The sequence below is a fragment of the Bartonella harrusi genome (assembly GCF_024297065.1).
Taxonomy (GTDB): Bacteria; Pseudomonadota; Alphaproteobacteria; order Rhizobiales; family Rhizobiaceae; genus Bartonella; species Bartonella harrusi.
The window spans coordinates 615953-630463 of record NZ_CP101114.1; the positions used below are offsets into that span (position 1 = coordinate 615953).

Sequence of the window (14511 nt, forward strand, 5' to 3'; positions counted from 1 at the left end):
AACATAACCACACTCGATTTTCAAAAGAGTGTGGTTGTTTTTTTTCTAAATTCTACAAATTATTTTCACCATACTCCTCGCGAGGCTTATTATTTGGATGTTCCCAAGCATGTTTGGTTGCTTTAGATAAAGGCAGGTTGATAATAGTATTTGCAGGCGGAATTGGTTGCATAAACCATTTATTGTAAAGTTTTTCAAGTGATTCGTCTTTAATTTGGCGCACGATACTATCATTGATTGTTTTTTCAAAGTTTTTGTCATTCAATCGAAGCATACAAGCGATGGGTTCGACGGAAAGGACCGGATCAAGAATTACATAATCAGATGGATTTTTTGATTTGGCAATATGGCCAGCAAGAATTGAAGCATCCATAACAAATGCGTCTGCACGACCAGATTCTAATAATAGGAAACTATCCCCATGGTCTTTACCTTTTACAACATTAAAGTGAATATTTTTCGCACGTTTATTTTTACGGATAAGTTGAACAGATGTTGTTCCTGTGGTGGTTGCTACTGTTTTTCCATTTAAATCAGCAAGAGATTTAATATGAGAGTTTTTCTTTACAGCAATTCGAACTTCTTCAACATAGGTCGTGTAAGCAAATGCCGCTTCTTTACTGCGCACAATGTCATTTGTTGTGGAACCACATTCAAAATCATAGGTTCTGTTTTTTAAAAGAGGGATTCTATTTTGTGATGTGATAGGGAGATAATGAATTTTAATTGGCTTACCAACTTTTTTTGAAATATCATCAATAATACGTTCTGCCATTTCTGTGTGAAAACCGACATATTTATTATTGCCAAGGGCATAGGCTAGACCTGATGATTCACGGACACCGAGTGTTATTTCTCCCGTTTTCTTGATTTTTTCAAGTGTATCATTCCCAGCATGTGCGATACTGGTGAGCCCAATGGCAGTGGCAATAATAAATAGTAACAGTGATTTTTTCATTATGTCCTCCGTTTATTTACAATTTTTATTCTTGTTTATTGTTTAAGATATATTTCTATGCATGGTCTAGCACAATTATATTTTAGGTGGGATATTTTTTTATCTCAGGAATTAGGTAGTGTACTTTGTTAATTGAAATTAAAATGCGCCCAAACAGGAATATGGTCTGAAGGTTTTTGATATCCTCTTACTTCTTTTTGGCTATAAGCACAGATAAGTTGATCGACCGCTTCTGGTGATAAGAGAAAGTGATCAATGCGAATCCCATTATTTTTAAGCCATGCACCAGCTTGAAAATCCCAGAAGCTAAATGAGGGGGTTTCTGTGACATTACGAATAGCGTCATAAAAACCTAAATGAACAATGCGTTGGAACGCTTGTCTTGTTTGTGGGAGAAATAAGGCATCTTGATTCCATTGCTGAGGATTTTTGGCATCTAATAAGGTAGGAATGACATTATAATCACCAGCGAGAATGAGAGGTTCTTCATAGGCAAGCAAAGATTTGGCATGTGCGTATAATCTTTCCATCCATTGCATCTTATAAGGATATTTTTCGCTTTTGACAGGGTTTCCATTCGGTAGATAGAGAGAAGCAACGCGGATAACGCTTTTATTTATTGAAAAAATGGCTTCAATGTATCGTGTTTGTTCATCATTCTCATTGCCTGGTAACCGGCGAATAACTTCATCAGGTGTTTTTTTAGAGAGTATCGCCACGCCATTAAAACTTTTTTGTCCGTGTGTCTCTATGTGATAACCTAAATCTTCAATTGCGTCGCGTGGAAAATTTTCATCGGTACTTTTAATTTCTTGTAAACAAACTATATCAGGCTGACTTTGTTGTAGCCATTGATACAGTGTCTCATGTCGTGCTTTTATTCCAGCAATATTCCACGTTACTATTTTCATGTCGCTCATTGTTTATATTCTATTTTAATATTCAATTTGTTGAATTACAAAATTAAAGTGTTTTATGGATATCCACAATATGCTGTGCAGAGAGATGTTCTTATGGGAATTGAATTTATCAAGAGTTTCTGTAAAAGCCAAATTTAAAGTATCATTTATTTTCATTTTAAAAATTTTTTTAATGTTTAGTTCTTGACGAATGTATATGTTCTCGCTATTAGAGAATAATATAAATGACGTGAGAATGACTAATAGTTTTTGGTGTTTGTTCAGGAATTCATTCAAACGTGTTTTATTTTAAGATTAAAAGCAAATGCTGGTGCAAAAGGCTATTGCCTTCTCTGCTTGTAATCGGGTAAGCTGTTTATAACAGGTATGCCCGATTTTGTGTGTGAGTTTAGTTGTTTGCTCCGATTTTATCGGATATCAGATAAATGAATAAAAGACCCAAGTGGGTGAGACAAATTTAGGTCGAAAAGAGGAAGGTTGCATGCCTACCGTAAATCAGTTGATTCGCAAGCCGCGTATAGCGCCAGTTAAGCGCAATAAGGTTCCTGCTCTTCAATCGAATCCGCAGAAGCGTGGGGTTTGTACTCGTGTCTATACAACGACGCCGAAGAAACCAAATTCTGCACTTCGTAAAGTTGCTAAAGTTCGTTTGACAAATGGATTTGAAGTGATTGGTTATATTCCTGGAGAAGGGCATAATCTTCAAGAACACTCTGTTGTAATGATTCGAGGTGGTCGTGTGAAGGATCTGCCAGGGGTTCGTTATCACATTATTCGTGGTTTGCTTGATACGCAGGGTGTCAAGAATCGTAAACAGCGTCGTTCAAAATATGGCGCAAAGCGTCCAAAATAAAACATCTAAAGTAATATTGAGAGACAAAGCCAATGTCCCGTCGCCATAGAGCAGAAAAGCGTGAAATTAATCCGGATCCTAAATTTGGTGATTTGGTTGTTACGAAATTTATGAATGCCATTATGTTTGATGGTAAAAAGTCAGTTGCTGAGCGTATTGTCTATGGTGCGCTTGATGTTGTAGAGAAGAAGGCGAAGACAGATCCTGTGGCTCTGTTTCATCAGGCGTTGGAGAATGTTGCTCCTCATATTGAGGTTCGTTCGCGGCGTGTTGGGGGTGCTACTTATCAAGTTCCTATAGATGTTCGTCCTGATCGTCGCCGAGCTCTTGCTATTCGTTGGTTGATTTCAGCGGCTCGTGGGCGTAATGAGGCGACAATGATTGATCGTCTTTCTGGTGAGTTGATGGATGCGGCTAATAACCGTGGTTCTGCGGTAAAGAAGCGTGAAGATGTTCATCGTATGGCTGAGGCTAATCGTGCGTTCGCTCACTATCGTTGGTAGGCGTGTTTTAAATTAAGGCAAATACAATGGCTCGTGAATATAAAATTGAAGACTATCGTAATTTTGGTATTATGGCGCATATTGATGCTGGTAAGACCACAATGACTGAGCGTATTTTGTTTTACACGGGTAAGAGTCATAAAATTGGTGAAACCCATGATGGTGCTTCTACAATGGACTGGATGGAGCAGGAGCAGGAACGTGGTATTACCATTACATCTGCTGCGACAACGACCTTTTGGGAAGGGCGTGATGGTAGAAAGCGGCGCTTTAATATCATTGATACGCCAGGGCACGTTGATTTTACAATTGAGGTTGAGCGTTCTTTGCGTGTTCTTGATGGCGCGATAGCATTGCTGGATGCAAACGCTGGTGTCGAGCCTCAAACAGAAACTGTTTGGAGGCAAGCTGAGAAGTATCGTGTACCGCGTATGGTTTTTGTTAATAAAATGGATAAGATAGGTGCTGATTTCTATCGTAGTGTAGAAATGGTTGGTTCGCGGTTGGGGGCTAGGGCGCTTGTTTTGCAGTTGCCAATTGGTGCTGAAAATGATTTTGAAGGTGTTGTTGATCTTGTTGAGATGAAGGCGTTGAAGTGGGATGGTTCCATTGGTGCTTCAGCGGTTGTCAGTGAAATTCCATCTGATTTAAGAGAGAAAGCGGAAGAATATCGTGAAAAATTAATTGAGATGGCAGTTGAAGTTGATGAAGCTGCGACGGAAGCTTATTTGGAAGGTGATATGCCAACCAATGAAGAGCTTGTTGCTCTTATTCGTAGGGGAACGATAGAGGTTCAGTTTCATCCGGTTTTATGTGGTACAGCCTTTAAGAATAAGGGGGTTCAGCCGCTTTTAGATGCTGTTGTTTCTTTTCTTCCTTCTCCTGTTGATGTTCCGGCGATTAGTGGTATTGATGTGAAGACTGAGTCTGAAATAACACGTGAATCTTCGGATGATGCTCCTCTTTCTATGCTTGCTTTTAAAATTATGAATGATCCATTTGTTGGTTCGTTGACTTTTTGTCGTATTTATTCCGGTAAAGTTCAAAAAGGTGTTTCTCTTGAAAATACCGTAAAAAGAAAGAAGGAGCGCTTGGGACGCATGCTTCAAATGCATTCAAATTCTCGTGAGGATATTGAAGAGGCGTTTGCTGGTGATATTGTTGCTCTTGCTGGGCTTAAAGAGACAACAACGGGTGATACGCTTTGCGATCCTTTAAAGCCTATTATTTTAGAGCGGATGGATTTTCCTGAGCCTGTTATTGAGATCGCGATTGAGCCAAAAACGAAGGCAGATCAGGAAAAAATGGGTATAGCGCTCAATCGTTTGGCGGCTGAAGATCCTTCATTTCGTGTAAAATCTGATGAGGAATCAGGGCAGACTATTATAGCTGGAATGGGCGAGCTTCATCTTGATATTATTGTTGATCGTATGCGGCGTGAGTTTAAGGTTGAAGCAAATATTGGACAGCCTCAAGTTGCTTATCGTGAATCGATTACTAAAATGGCAGAAATTGATTATACGCATAAGAAGCAATCTGGTGGTGCTGGGCAGTTTGCTCGTGTAAAAATTGTTTTTGAGCCTCATGAAGGGGATGATTTTATTTTTGAATCAAAGATTGTTGGTGGAGCAGTTCCTAAGGAATATATTCCAGGTGTTCAAAAAGGGATTGAGAGTGTTATGGGGTCGGGGCCTCTTGCAGGATTTCCTATGCTTGGTGTCAAGGCGACTTTGATTGATGGTGGTTATCACGATGTTGATTCTTCCGTTTTGGCTTTTGAGATTGCTGCTCGTGCTGCTTTTCGTGATGGAGCAAAGAAAGCTGGTGCGCAGCTTCTTGAACCCATTATGAAGGTAGAGGTTGTAACTCCGGAAGATTATGTTGGCGATGTTATTGGCGATCTAAATTCTCGTCGTGGACAGATTTCAGGAACTGAGGCGCGTGGTATTGCCACAGTTGTGAATGCAATGGTTCCTTTGGCAAATATGTTTGGTTATGTGAATACTCTTCGTTCGATGAGTCAGGGGCGTGCGCAGTATACGATGCAGTTTGATCATTACGAGCCTGTTCCTTCGGCTGTTGCTTTGGAGATTCAAAAGAAATACGTGTAATTTTATTACATTATTAATTTTTAACTTAGTCCTTGATTTGGACGGAAAATGGAGAGCTCAAATGGCAAAGAGCAAATTTGAACGTACGAAGCCGCATGTTAATATTGGTACGATTGGTCACGTTGACCATGGGAAGACCTCGTTGACAGCAGCAATTACGAAATATTTTGGTGAATTTAAAGCATATGACCAAATTGATGCGGCACCAGAGGAACGTGCCCGTGGAATTACCATTTCTACAGCGCATGTTGAGTATGAAACAGAGAAGAGGCACTATGCACACGTTGATTGCCCTGGTCACGCAGATTATGTGAAAAACATGATCACAGGAGCAGCACAGATGGATGGAGCGATTTTGGTTGTTTCTGCTGCTGATGGTCCAATGCCTCAAACACGTGAGCATATTCTTCTCGCACGCCAAGTTGGTGTTCCAGCGATTGTGGTTTTTCTAAATAAAGTTGATCAGGTTGATGATGCTGAGCTTTTGGAGCTTGTTGAGCTTGAAGTGCGTGAGCTGTTATCAAAATATGATTTTCCAGGAGATGAAATACCCATTGTGAAAGGTTCTGCATTGGCTGCTCTTGAAGATAAAGATAAAAGCATTGGTGAAGATGCGGTTCGTCTTTTGATGAGTGAAGTTGATAATTATATCCCTACACCGGAACGTCCTGTTGATCAGCCATTTTTGATGCCGATTGAGGATGTTTTTTCGATTTCGGGTCGTGGTACGGTTGTTACTGGTCGTGTTGAACGTGGTGTTATCAAGGTTGGGGAAGAAATTGAAATAATAGGGATTCGTCCTACATCTAAGACGACGGTTACAGGTGTTGAAATGTTCCGTAAGCTTTTAGATCAAGGGCAAGCAGGTGATAATATTGGTGCACTGCTTCGTGGTGTTGATCGAGAAGGAATTGAGCGTGGTCAGGTTTTGGCGAAACCTGGTTCAGTTACACCACATACGCGTTTTAAGGCAGAGGCTTATATTTTAACGAAAGATGAAGGAGGCCGTCATACTCCGTTTTTTACGAATTATCGTCCGCAATTTTACTTCCGTACGACGGATGTGACAGGAATAGTGACGCTTCCAGAAGGAACAGAGATGGTTATGCCTGGCGATAATGTAGCGATGGATGTTTCTTTGATTGTTCCCATTGCGATGGAAGAGAAGCTTCGTTTTGCTATTCGTGAAGGCGGTCGTACTGTTGGCGCCGGTATCGTTTCTAAGATCATTGAATAAGAGTGGTTGTTAAAAAAACGCCTTGTTCTTAAAAAAGGCGTTTTACATGACAGGGAAATAAAAGAGCATGAACAGTCAAAATATCCGCATTCGCTTGAAAGCATTTGATCATAGGATTCTTGATACATCAACACGTGAAATTGTGTCGACTGCCAAGCGTACTGGTGCGAATGTCCGTGGTCCTATTCCGCTTCCAACGCGGATTGAGAAGTTTACAGTGAATCGTGGACCACACATTGATAAGAAGAGTCGTGAGCAGTTTGAAATGCGCACACATAAACGTCTTCTTGATATTGTTGATCCAACACCGCAAACAGTGGATGCGCTTATGAAGCTCGACCTATCTGCTGGTGTGGATGTAGAGATTAAGCTCTGAGGTTTGAGGACAGAAGGAACAGACCCGATGCGTTCAGGTGTAATAGCACAGAAGCTGGGCATGACCCGTATTTATAATGAAGCTGGTGAGCATGTGCCGGTAACAGTACTTCGTTTGGAGAATTGTCAAGTTATTGCTCAGCGTACAGTTGAAAAGAATGGCTATACTGCTGTTCAACTAGGTGTAGGCTTTGCTAAAGTTAAAAATACTTCGCAAGCTCTTCGTGGGCATTTTGCTAGGGCTTCTGTTGAGCCGAAAGCAAAAATAGCGGAGTTTCGTGTCAGTCCCGATAATCTTCTTGATGTCGGTACTGAGATTACCGTGGAACATTTTGTTCCAGGTCAGCGCGTTGATGTGACAGGTACGAGTATTGGTAAAGGTTTTGCTGGTGTTATGAAGCGGCATAATTTCGGTGGACATCGTGCATCACATGGTAATTCAATTACACATCGTGCGCATGGATCGACAGGACAGTGTCAAGATCCGGGTAAGGTGTTTAAAGGTAAAAAAATGGCTGGTCATATGGGGCATGTTCGTGTAACGACGCAGAATATTGAGGTGGTCTCTACAGATATTGAGCGTGGTTTAATTTTGGTCCGTGGCGCTGTTTCTGGGTCTAAAGGTGCTTGGATTTTGGTTCGTGATGCTATAAAAAAACGTCTTCCTGATAATGTGCCTAAACCCGCTGGTATTCGCCGTGTTGAGAAAGAAAAAACGGAAATGGTTGCTCCAGTGATGGAAACCTCTGGAATTGAGGGAGCCGAGTAATGGATCTTGTAATTAAAACCCTTGATGGTAATGAAGCTGGTAAATTAGAAGTTTCTGAGGGTATTTTTGGTCTTGTTCCACGTGAGGATATTTTGCAACGTGTCGTTCGTTGGCAGCTTGCTCGTCGTCAACAGGGGACACATCAATCACAGGGACGATCTGATGTGTCGCGAACAGGGGCAAAGATGTTTAAGCAAAAAGGAACGGGACGTGCTCGACATTCATCTGCCCGTGCGCCGCAGTTTCGAGGTGGTGGTAAGGCGCATGGTCCTGTGTTTCGTAGCCATGCGTGTGATCTTCCTAAGAAGATTCGTGCGCTCGGAGTGCGTCTTGCTTTGTCGGCAAAATTTAAGACGAATGATTTAATTGTTGTTGATGATTTGCGTATTAAGGACGCTAAAACGAGAGTGCTTGTTTCTCGGTTTTCTGAACTTGGGTTTGATAATGCTCTTTTAGTGGGTGGTAAAGAAATTGATGTTCATTTTTCACGTGCTGCGTCTAATATTCCTAATATTGATATTTTGCCAATTCAGGGGATTAATGTTTATGATATTTTGCGTCGCAGCAAGCTTGTTTTATCAAGAGCAGCTGTAGAGGCTCTTGAGGAGCGTTTTAAATGACAGACCTTCGCCATTATGATATAATTGTTAGTCCAGTTATTACTGAAAAGTCGACTATGATTTCCGAGTATAATCAAGTTGCTTTTAATGTTGCACCAAAAGCGACAAAGCCTGAAATTAAAGCGGCTGTTGAAGCGCTTTTTAGCGTTAAAGTTAAGGCAGTTAACACGATAGTTCGTAAAGGCAAGGTAAAGCGTTTCAAAGGCATTGTTGGTCGGCAGAATGATGTCAAAAAAGCGATCGTAACGCTGGCTAGAGGTCAGTCTATCGACGTTTCAACAGGACTTTAAAGCGGTTCGGAGATAAGAATAATGGCACTTAAGCACTTTAATCCAACGACACCTGGACAGCGTCAACTTGTTATTGTCGATCGCTCTTCTCTTTATAAAGGTAAGCCTGAAAAGACGTTAACAGAAGGCCTGTTGTCAAAAGGTGGGCGTAATAATCGTGGTCGTGTTACTGCTCGTTTTCAGGGTGGTAGACATAAACGCAGCTATCGGTTTGTTGATTTCAAGCGCCTCAAACGTGATGTTGCTGCAAAAGTTGAGCGTTTGGAGTACGATCCAAATCGAACTGCTTTTATTGCATTAATACGTTATGAAGACGGTCAGTTAAGTTATATACTTGCACCACAGCGTCTTGGTGTCGGCGATTTTATTATAGCCGGTTCTAATGTCGATGTAAAACCAGGCAATGCGATGCCTCTTGGGAATATGCCGGTTGGTACGATTATTCATAATGTTGAAATGAAGCCGGGAAAAGGTGGTCAAATTGCCCGTTCAGCTGGCACTTATGCGCAGTTGGTTGGACGTGATCAAGGAATGGCTATTCTTCGTCTTAATTCTGGAGAACAGCGTTTGGTATCTGGTCGTTGCTTTGCAACGGTTGGTGCAGTTTCAAATCCTGATCATGGAAATATTAATGATGGTAAGGCAGGACGGTCGCGTTGGCGTGGTAAGCGTCCACATGTTCGTGGTGTTGCTATGAATCCAGTTGATCATCCACATGGTGGTGGTGAAGGTCGTACATCAGGGGGACGTCATCCAGTGTCTCCTTGGGGTAAACCTACAAAAGGTAAGCGTACGCGCTCTAATAAAGCCACTGATAAGTTTATTATGCGCACGCGTCATCAGCGCAAGAAATGAGAAAGGTAGTCTGAAGTGGTTCGTTCGGTTTGGAAAGGTCCGTTTGTTGACGGCTATCTTCTTGGAAAAGCAGAAAAGGTCCGTGCGAGTGGACGCAATGAAGTTATTAAAATATGGAGTCGTCGCTCTACTATTTTACCACAATTTGTTGGTTTAACTTTTGGTGTTTACAATGGTAATAAGCATATTCCTGTTTCTGTTTCTGAAGAGATGGTAGGGCATAAGTTTGGTGAGTTTTCTCCCACTAGGACTTATTATGGGCATGGTGCAGATAAGAAAGCGAAGAGGAAATAGGGATGGGAAAAGCTAAAGTTCCGCGCCAGCTTAAGGATAACGAAGCAAAAGCGATCAATCGGACAATTCGTGTTAGTCAGCAGAAGCTTAATTTGGTTGCTGCGATGATTCGTGGTAAAAGAGTTAATGTCGCGCTCGCTGATTTGACGTTTTCACGTAAACGTATTGCTGAAACTGTGAAAAAAACTCTTGAATCAGCGGTTGCAAATGCAGAAAATAACCATGATCTTGATATTGATTCGCTCATTGTTGCGGAAGCTTATGTTGGTAAGTCGATAGTGATGAAACGTTTTCATGTTCGTGGTCGTGGACGTGCTAGTCGAATTGAACGTCCATTTTCACATCTTACTATTATTGTTCGTGAAGTTACCGAAAAAGTGGAGGCCGCATAATGGGTCAGAAGATCAATCCAATAGGACTTCGTCTTGGAATTAATCGGACTTGGGATTCCCGTTGGTATGCTGATAGTGGTGAATATGGGCGTCTTCTTCATGAAGATTTGGCGATCCGTTCGTATGTGCTTGAAGAGTTGAAGCAGGCAGCTATTTCTAAGGTTGTTATTGAACGCCCCCATAAAAAATGTCGTGTAACGATTCATTCAGCGCGTCCCGGTTTGATTATTGGTAAAAAAGGTGCTGATATCGAGAAGCTTCGTCGTAAGCTTTCGGAAATGACAAATGCTGAGACTTCATTGAATATCGTGGAAATTCGTAAACCGGAAACTGATGCTACGATTATTGCGCAATCAATTGCCCAGCAGTTAGAACGTCGTGTTGCTTTTCGACGTGCGATGAAACGTGCTGTTCAATCAGCTATGCGTCTTGGAGCAGAAGGAATTCGTATCAATTGTTCTGGTCGTCTTGGTGGTGCTGAAATTGCTCGTATGGAATGGTATCGTGAAGGCCGTGTTCCACTTCATACCTTGCGTTCTGATGTTGATTACGGTACAGCAGAAGCTAAGACCGCTTATGGTATTTGTGGTGTTAAAGTTTGGGTCTTTAAAGGTGAGATCCTTGAACATGACCCGATGGCTTCAGAACGTCGTGCTACGGAAGCTGATCATTCTGGTTCTTCATCGAATCGTCGTCGCGAAAATGCTTAGTTTTTGTGATTAAACTAAAATTTGGAGTAGAGAGCAATGTTGCAGCCAAAGCGCACAAAGTTCCGTAAACAATTTAAGGGCCGCATTCACGGCGTTTCAAAAGGTGGTACGGATTTGAATTTCGGTGCTTACGGACTGAAGGCTGTGGAGCCTGAGAGGATTACTGCCCGCCAAATTGAAGCGGCGCGTCGTGCCATTACACGTTATATGAAGCGTTCTGGTCGTGTATGGATTCGTATTTTCCCAGATCTTCCAGTGACATCTAAACCGACTGAAGTTCGTATGGGTAAAGGTAAGGGAAGCGTTGATTATTGGGCTACTCGTGTCGCACCTGGACGTATCATGTTTGAACTTGATGGGGTTCCTGAGGATGTGGCGCGTGAAGCATTAAGATTGGGTGCTGCAAAGTTACCTATTAAAACGCGTTTCATACAGCGTATTGCTGAATAAAGAGGTAAGCGATGAGAGCCACAGAATTACGGGCGCAAACGCTCGACCAAATGAAAGATGAGTTGGTTAAGTTGAAGAAAGAGCAGTTTAATTTGCGCTTTCAAAAAGCAACGGGTCAATTGGAAAAGACTGCACGTGTTAGGCAGGTTCGTCGTGATATCGCGCGTGTTAAAACTTTTCTTCGTCAGAAGATAAACGAAAGTAAGGTTTGAGGAAATAAGAGATGCCTAAACGCATTTTACAGGGTGTTGTCGTAAGCGACAAGAACGATAAAACTGTCGTTGTTAAAGTGGAGCGGCGCTATTCTCATCCGCTTCTTAAAAAGACTGTTAGAAAGTCTAAGAAATATAAGGCACATGATGAGGATAACCAATTTAAAATTGGAGATCAGATTTTTATTCAGGAATCTAAACCGATTTCGAAAGATAAATGTTGGATTGTTCTTAAAAGCAGTGTAGCGTAGTTAATGGGGTTTATTGTTATAAAAGTTAGCGGTAGATTTCTTTCTATTTATAGTTTTTTTGGATAATAGATTTATGGTTATTTGGCAGATAAATCCGGGTGTGTTAGAGGCATAACCGGATATCAGTGTTAAGAGAAGGTGGCCAGTCATGATTCAGATGCAAACAAACCTCGACGTTGCCGATAATTCGGGTGCGCGTCGTGTCATGTGCATCAAAGTGTTAGGCGGTTCAAAGCGTAAATATGCTTCGGTCGGTGACATTATTGTTGTTTCGGTCAAGGATGCTATTCCTCGTGGTCGAGTTAAAAAAGGTGATGTGATGAAAGCGGTAGTGGTTCGTACTGCTAAAGATATTCGTCGCGTAGACGGTAGTGTTATTCGCTTTGATAGTAATGCTGCTGTTTTGGTTGATAATAAGAAAGAGCCGATTGGTACACGTATCTTTGGACCTGTTCCTCGCGAACTTCGTGGTAGGAATCATATGAAGATCATTTCCCTCGCTCCTGAAGTGTTGTAAGGGGTGGTTGTTATGCAAAAGATTCGAAAAGGTGATAAAGTCGTTGTTTTATCCGGTAAGGATAAAGGATGTAGTGGTGAAGTAATTAAGGTGTATCCAAAGGAAAGTAAGGCTCTTGTTCGTGGCATTAATATGATTAAACGTCATCAACGCCAAACACAAAAACAAGAAGCTGGGATTGTTTCTAAAGAAGCGCCGATTCATCTATCTAATTTAGCGATTGCTGATCCTAAAAATGGTAGGCCTACGCGTGTAGGTTTTCGTGTGAATGCAGATGGTAATAAGGTCCGTTTTGCCAAGCGTTCGGGAGAGTTGATTAATGGCTGAAGAAAAACAAACGCCACGCATGAAAACGCATTATTTTGAAGTGGTTCGTAAAGCGTTGCAAGAAAAGTTTAATTATAAGAATGCGATGCAAATTCCGCGGGTTGATAAAATTGTGGTTAATATGGGAATTGGTGAAGCGACTGCCGATTCTAAGAAGCCGTCTATTGCTGCTGAAGATTTGGGGTTGATAACAGGTCAGAAGGCTGTTGTTACCCGCGCACGTAATTCCATTGCGACCTTTAAGGTTCGTGAAGGGATGCCGCTTGGGGCTAAAGTTACATTGCGTAAAGATCGTATGTTTGAATTTTTGGATCGTCTTGTTACGATTGCGCTTCCGCGGGTTCGTGATTTTCGTGGTTTGAACCCAAAAAGCTTTGATGGTCGTGGTAATTTTGCTATGGGTATTAAAGAACACATTGTGTTTCCAGAGATTAATTATGATAAAGTTGATCAAATTTGGGGCATGGATATTATCGTTTGTACGACAGCAAAAACGGATGATGAGGCGCGTGAATTGTTGCGTGCTTTTAATTTTCCTTTTCGTTCGTAACGGCAAATGTAGCGAGGTAAGATTATGGCCAAAGTAAGTGCCGTTGAAAAAAATAAGCATCGTGAAGCAATGGTAAAACGTTATGCAGCACGTCGTGCACGTTTGAAAGCGATTGTTATGGATCAGAAGATTTCTCTTGAAGAGCGCTTTAAGGCTTCTGTGCAATTGGCAGGATTACCACGTAATTCTGCAAAGGTTCGAGTTCGTAATCGTTGTGAGGTTTCGGGACGTCCACGGGCTTATTATCGTAAACTAAAAATGTCGCGGATTGCGTTACGTGAACTTGGCTCTATAGGCCATATTCCGGGCATTGTTAAATCTAGTTGGTAAGAGGAGATTACTCAATGTCTATGTCAGATCCTCTTGGTGATATGTTAACGCGTATTCGTAATGCGCTTGGTCGTAAAAAAAACAAAGTGATTACACCTGCTTCTAAGCTTCGTGTGCGTGTTCTTGATGTTCTTCAGTCTGAAGGTTATATTCGTGGCTATAAGCAAGTCGATTTAGGTGGTGGAAAATCTGAAATTGAAATCGAGTTGAAATATTTTGAAGGGTTGGCTGCTATTCGTGAGGTTTCACGTGTTTCAAAGCCTGGTCGTCGTGTTTATGTTTCTGCTAAGTCCCTTCCTCAAGTGGCAAATGGTCTTGGTATTTCAATTTTATCCACTCCTAAAGGTGTTATGGCGGATCATGAAGCGCGTGAACAAAATGTTGGTGGAGAGCTCCTTTGTCGTGTTTTCTAAGTAATGTTGAGAAAACAGAAAAAAGTAGGTTAGAATAATGTCTCGTATTGGAAAAAAACCCATTTCAATTCCTTCTGGGGTTACTGCAACTGTTGAAGGGCAACTGGTTAAGGCAAAAGGTCCGAAAGGTGAGCTCAGTTATGTTGTTAATGATGAAGTTTTAGTGAAATGTGAGGAAAATTTTGTAATGGTTTCACCGCGAGATCAGTCAAAAGATGCACGCTCTAAATGGGGAATGTCGCGCTCGATGATTGAGAATATTTTTTGTGGTGTGAAAGATGGTTTTGAAAAGAGACTGGAGATCAACGGAGTTGGTTATCGTGCCGCTTTACAGGGGAGGGATGTTCAGCTGTCGTTAGGTTTTTCGCATGATGTTATTTATAAAGTACCATCAGGCATTACTGTGACGGTTCCGAAGCCTACGGAAATTGTTATTTCTGGAATTGATAAGCAGCAGGTTGGGCAAGTTGCAGCGGAGATTCGCGAATATCGTAGACCTGAGCCTTACAAAGGTAAAGGTGTGAAACATGCTGATGAGCGTATCTTTCGTAAAGAAGGTAAAAAGAAATAGGAA

At 41.6% G+C, this 14511-nt stretch carries 23 protein-coding genes; 21 read left to right on the forward strand and 2 right to left on the reverse strand.

What is annotated here, in order from left to right:
• Positions 1-52: 52 nt before the first annotated feature.
• Complete coding sequence (locus NMK50_RS02830; protein WP_254770797.1) at positions 53-958, reverse strand: transporter substrate-binding domain-containing protein; 906 nt, start codon at positions 956-958, stop codon at positions 53-55.
• 128 nt (positions 959-1086) lie between these two features.
• Entirely contained in the window at positions 1087-1869 is a 783-nt protein-coding gene (gene xth / locus NMK50_RS02835; RefSeq protein WP_254771167.1) for an exodeoxyribonuclease III, read from the reverse strand.
• Positions 1870-2359: 490 nt separating this feature from the next.
• On the opposite strand from xth, the gene rpsL reads away from it, so the two are divergent.
• The 21 genes from rpsL to rplF all read left to right on the forward strand — a co-directional run bounded on the left by rpsL (position 2360) and on the right by rplF (position 14508).
• Positions 2360-2731 (forward strand): 30S ribosomal protein S12, encoded by a 372-nt coding sequence (gene rpsL / locus NMK50_RS02840; RefSeq protein ID WP_254770798.1) that lies wholly within the window; start codon positions 2360-2362, stop codon positions 2729-2731.
• Between the two features lie 32 nt (positions 2732-2763).
• A complete protein-coding gene (gene rpsG, locus NMK50_RS02845) occupies positions 2764-3234 on the forward strand; it encodes a 30S ribosomal protein S7 (RefSeq protein ID WP_254770799.1) in 471 nt (156 codons plus the stop codon).
• Positions 3235-3260: 26 nt separating this feature from the next.
• Positions 3261-5345 (forward strand): elongation factor G, encoded by a 2085-nt coding sequence (gene fusA / locus NMK50_RS02850; protein WP_254770800.1) that lies wholly within the window; start codon positions 3261-3263, stop codon positions 5343-5345.
• A 61-nt stretch (positions 5346-5406) separates the two neighbouring features.
• Positions 5407-6582 (forward strand): elongation factor Tu, encoded by a 1176-nt coding sequence (tuf, locus tag NMK50_RS02855; protein WP_144756285.1) that lies wholly within the window; start codon positions 5407-5409, stop codon positions 6580-6582.
• 67 nt (positions 6583-6649) lie between these two features.
• Positions 6650-6958 carry a 30S ribosomal protein S10 gene (rpsJ, locus tag NMK50_RS02860; RefSeq protein WP_005773267.1) on the forward strand — a complete coding sequence of 103 codons (309 nt, stop codon included), beginning with the start codon at positions 6650-6652 and terminating at the stop codon, positions 6956-6958.
• A gap of 27 nt (positions 6959-6985) precedes the next feature.
• Positions 6986-7726 carry a 50S ribosomal protein L3 gene (gene rplC, locus NMK50_RS02865; RefSeq protein WP_254770801.1) on the forward strand — a complete coding sequence of 247 codons (741 nt, stop codon included), beginning with the start codon at positions 6986-6988 and terminating at the stop codon, positions 7724-7726.
• The gene (gene rplD / locus NMK50_RS02870) at positions 7726-8346 is read left to right on the forward strand and encodes a 50S ribosomal protein L4 (protein WP_254770802.1); all 621 of its coding nucleotides are present in this window, start codon (positions 7726-7728) and stop codon (positions 8344-8346) included. The genes rplC and rplD overlap by 1 nt, the downstream gene beginning before the upstream one ends.
• Complete coding sequence (locus NMK50_RS02875; RefSeq protein ID WP_254770803.1) at positions 8343-8636, forward strand: 50S ribosomal protein L23; 294 nt, start codon at positions 8343-8345, stop codon at positions 8634-8636. Before rplD ends, NMK50_RS02875 begins: the two co-directional genes overlap by 4 nt.
• A 21-nt stretch (positions 8637-8657) precedes the next feature.
• Complete coding sequence (gene rplB / locus NMK50_RS02880; protein WP_254770804.1) at positions 8658-9491, forward strand: 50S ribosomal protein L2; 834 nt, start codon at positions 8658-8660, stop codon at positions 9489-9491.
• Between the two features lie 15 nt (positions 9492-9506).
• Positions 9507-9785, forward strand: a complete 279-nt coding sequence (gene rpsS / locus NMK50_RS02885; protein WP_007552546.1) for a 30S ribosomal protein S19 — start codon at positions 9507-9509, stop codon at positions 9783-9785.
• 2 nt (positions 9786-9787) lie between these two features.
• Positions 9788-10177: a 50S ribosomal protein L22 gene (rplV, locus tag NMK50_RS02890; RefSeq protein ID WP_254770805.1), complete on the forward strand. Its 390-nt coding sequence runs from the start codon at positions 9788-9790 to the stop codon at positions 10175-10177.
• Entirely contained in the window at positions 10177-10887 is a 711-nt protein-coding gene (gene rpsC / locus NMK50_RS02895; protein WP_254770806.1) for a 30S ribosomal protein S3, read from the forward strand. Before rplV ends, rpsC begins: the two co-directional genes overlap by 1 nt.
• Positions 10888-10923: 36 nt before the next feature.
• The gene (rplP, locus tag NMK50_RS02900) at positions 10924-11337 is read left to right on the forward strand and encodes a 50S ribosomal protein L16 (protein ID WP_004859191.1); all 414 of its coding nucleotides are present in this window, start codon (positions 10924-10926) and stop codon (positions 11335-11337) included.
• A gap of 11 nt (positions 11338-11348) precedes the next feature.
• Entirely contained in the window at positions 11349-11549 is a 201-nt protein-coding gene (rpmC, locus tag NMK50_RS02905) for a 50S ribosomal protein L29 (RefSeq protein WP_241438650.1), read from the forward strand.
• 11 nt (positions 11550-11560) lie between these two features.
• Positions 11561-11800 carry a 30S ribosomal protein S17 gene (gene rpsQ, locus NMK50_RS02910; protein ID WP_254770807.1) on the forward strand — a complete coding sequence of 80 codons (240 nt, stop codon included), beginning with the start codon at positions 11561-11563 and terminating at the stop codon, positions 11798-11800.
• Positions 11801-11948: 148 nt separating this feature from the next.
• A complete protein-coding gene (rplN, locus tag NMK50_RS02915) occupies positions 11949-12317 on the forward strand; it encodes a 50S ribosomal protein L14 (RefSeq protein ID WP_241438654.1) in 369 nt (122 codons plus the stop codon).
• Between the two features lie 12 nt (positions 12318-12329).
• Complete coding sequence (rplX, locus tag NMK50_RS02920; RefSeq protein ID WP_254770808.1) at positions 12330-12644, forward strand: 50S ribosomal protein L24; 315 nt, start codon at positions 12330-12332, stop codon at positions 12642-12644.
• The gene (rplE, locus tag NMK50_RS02925; protein ID WP_254770809.1) at positions 12637-13194 is read left to right on the forward strand and encodes a 50S ribosomal protein L5; all 558 of its coding nucleotides are present in this window, start codon (positions 12637-12639) and stop codon (positions 13192-13194) included. Before rplX ends, rplE begins: the two co-directional genes overlap by 8 nt.
• A 24-nt stretch (positions 13195-13218) precedes the next feature.
• Positions 13219-13524: a 30S ribosomal protein S14 gene (rpsN, locus tag NMK50_RS02930; RefSeq protein ID WP_254770810.1), complete on the forward strand. Its 306-nt coding sequence runs from the start codon at positions 13219-13221 to the stop codon at positions 13522-13524.
• 14 nt (positions 13525-13538) lie between these two features.
• The gene (gene rpsH, locus NMK50_RS02935) at positions 13539-13937 is read left to right on the forward strand and encodes a 30S ribosomal protein S8 (protein WP_254770811.1); all 399 of its coding nucleotides are present in this window, start codon (positions 13539-13541) and stop codon (positions 13935-13937) included.
• A 37-nt stretch (positions 13938-13974) separates the two neighbouring features.
• A complete protein-coding gene (gene rplF, locus NMK50_RS02940) occupies positions 13975-14508 on the forward strand; it encodes a 50S ribosomal protein L6 (protein WP_254770812.1) in 534 nt (177 codons plus the stop codon).
• Positions 14509-14511: the final 3 nt, after the last annotated feature.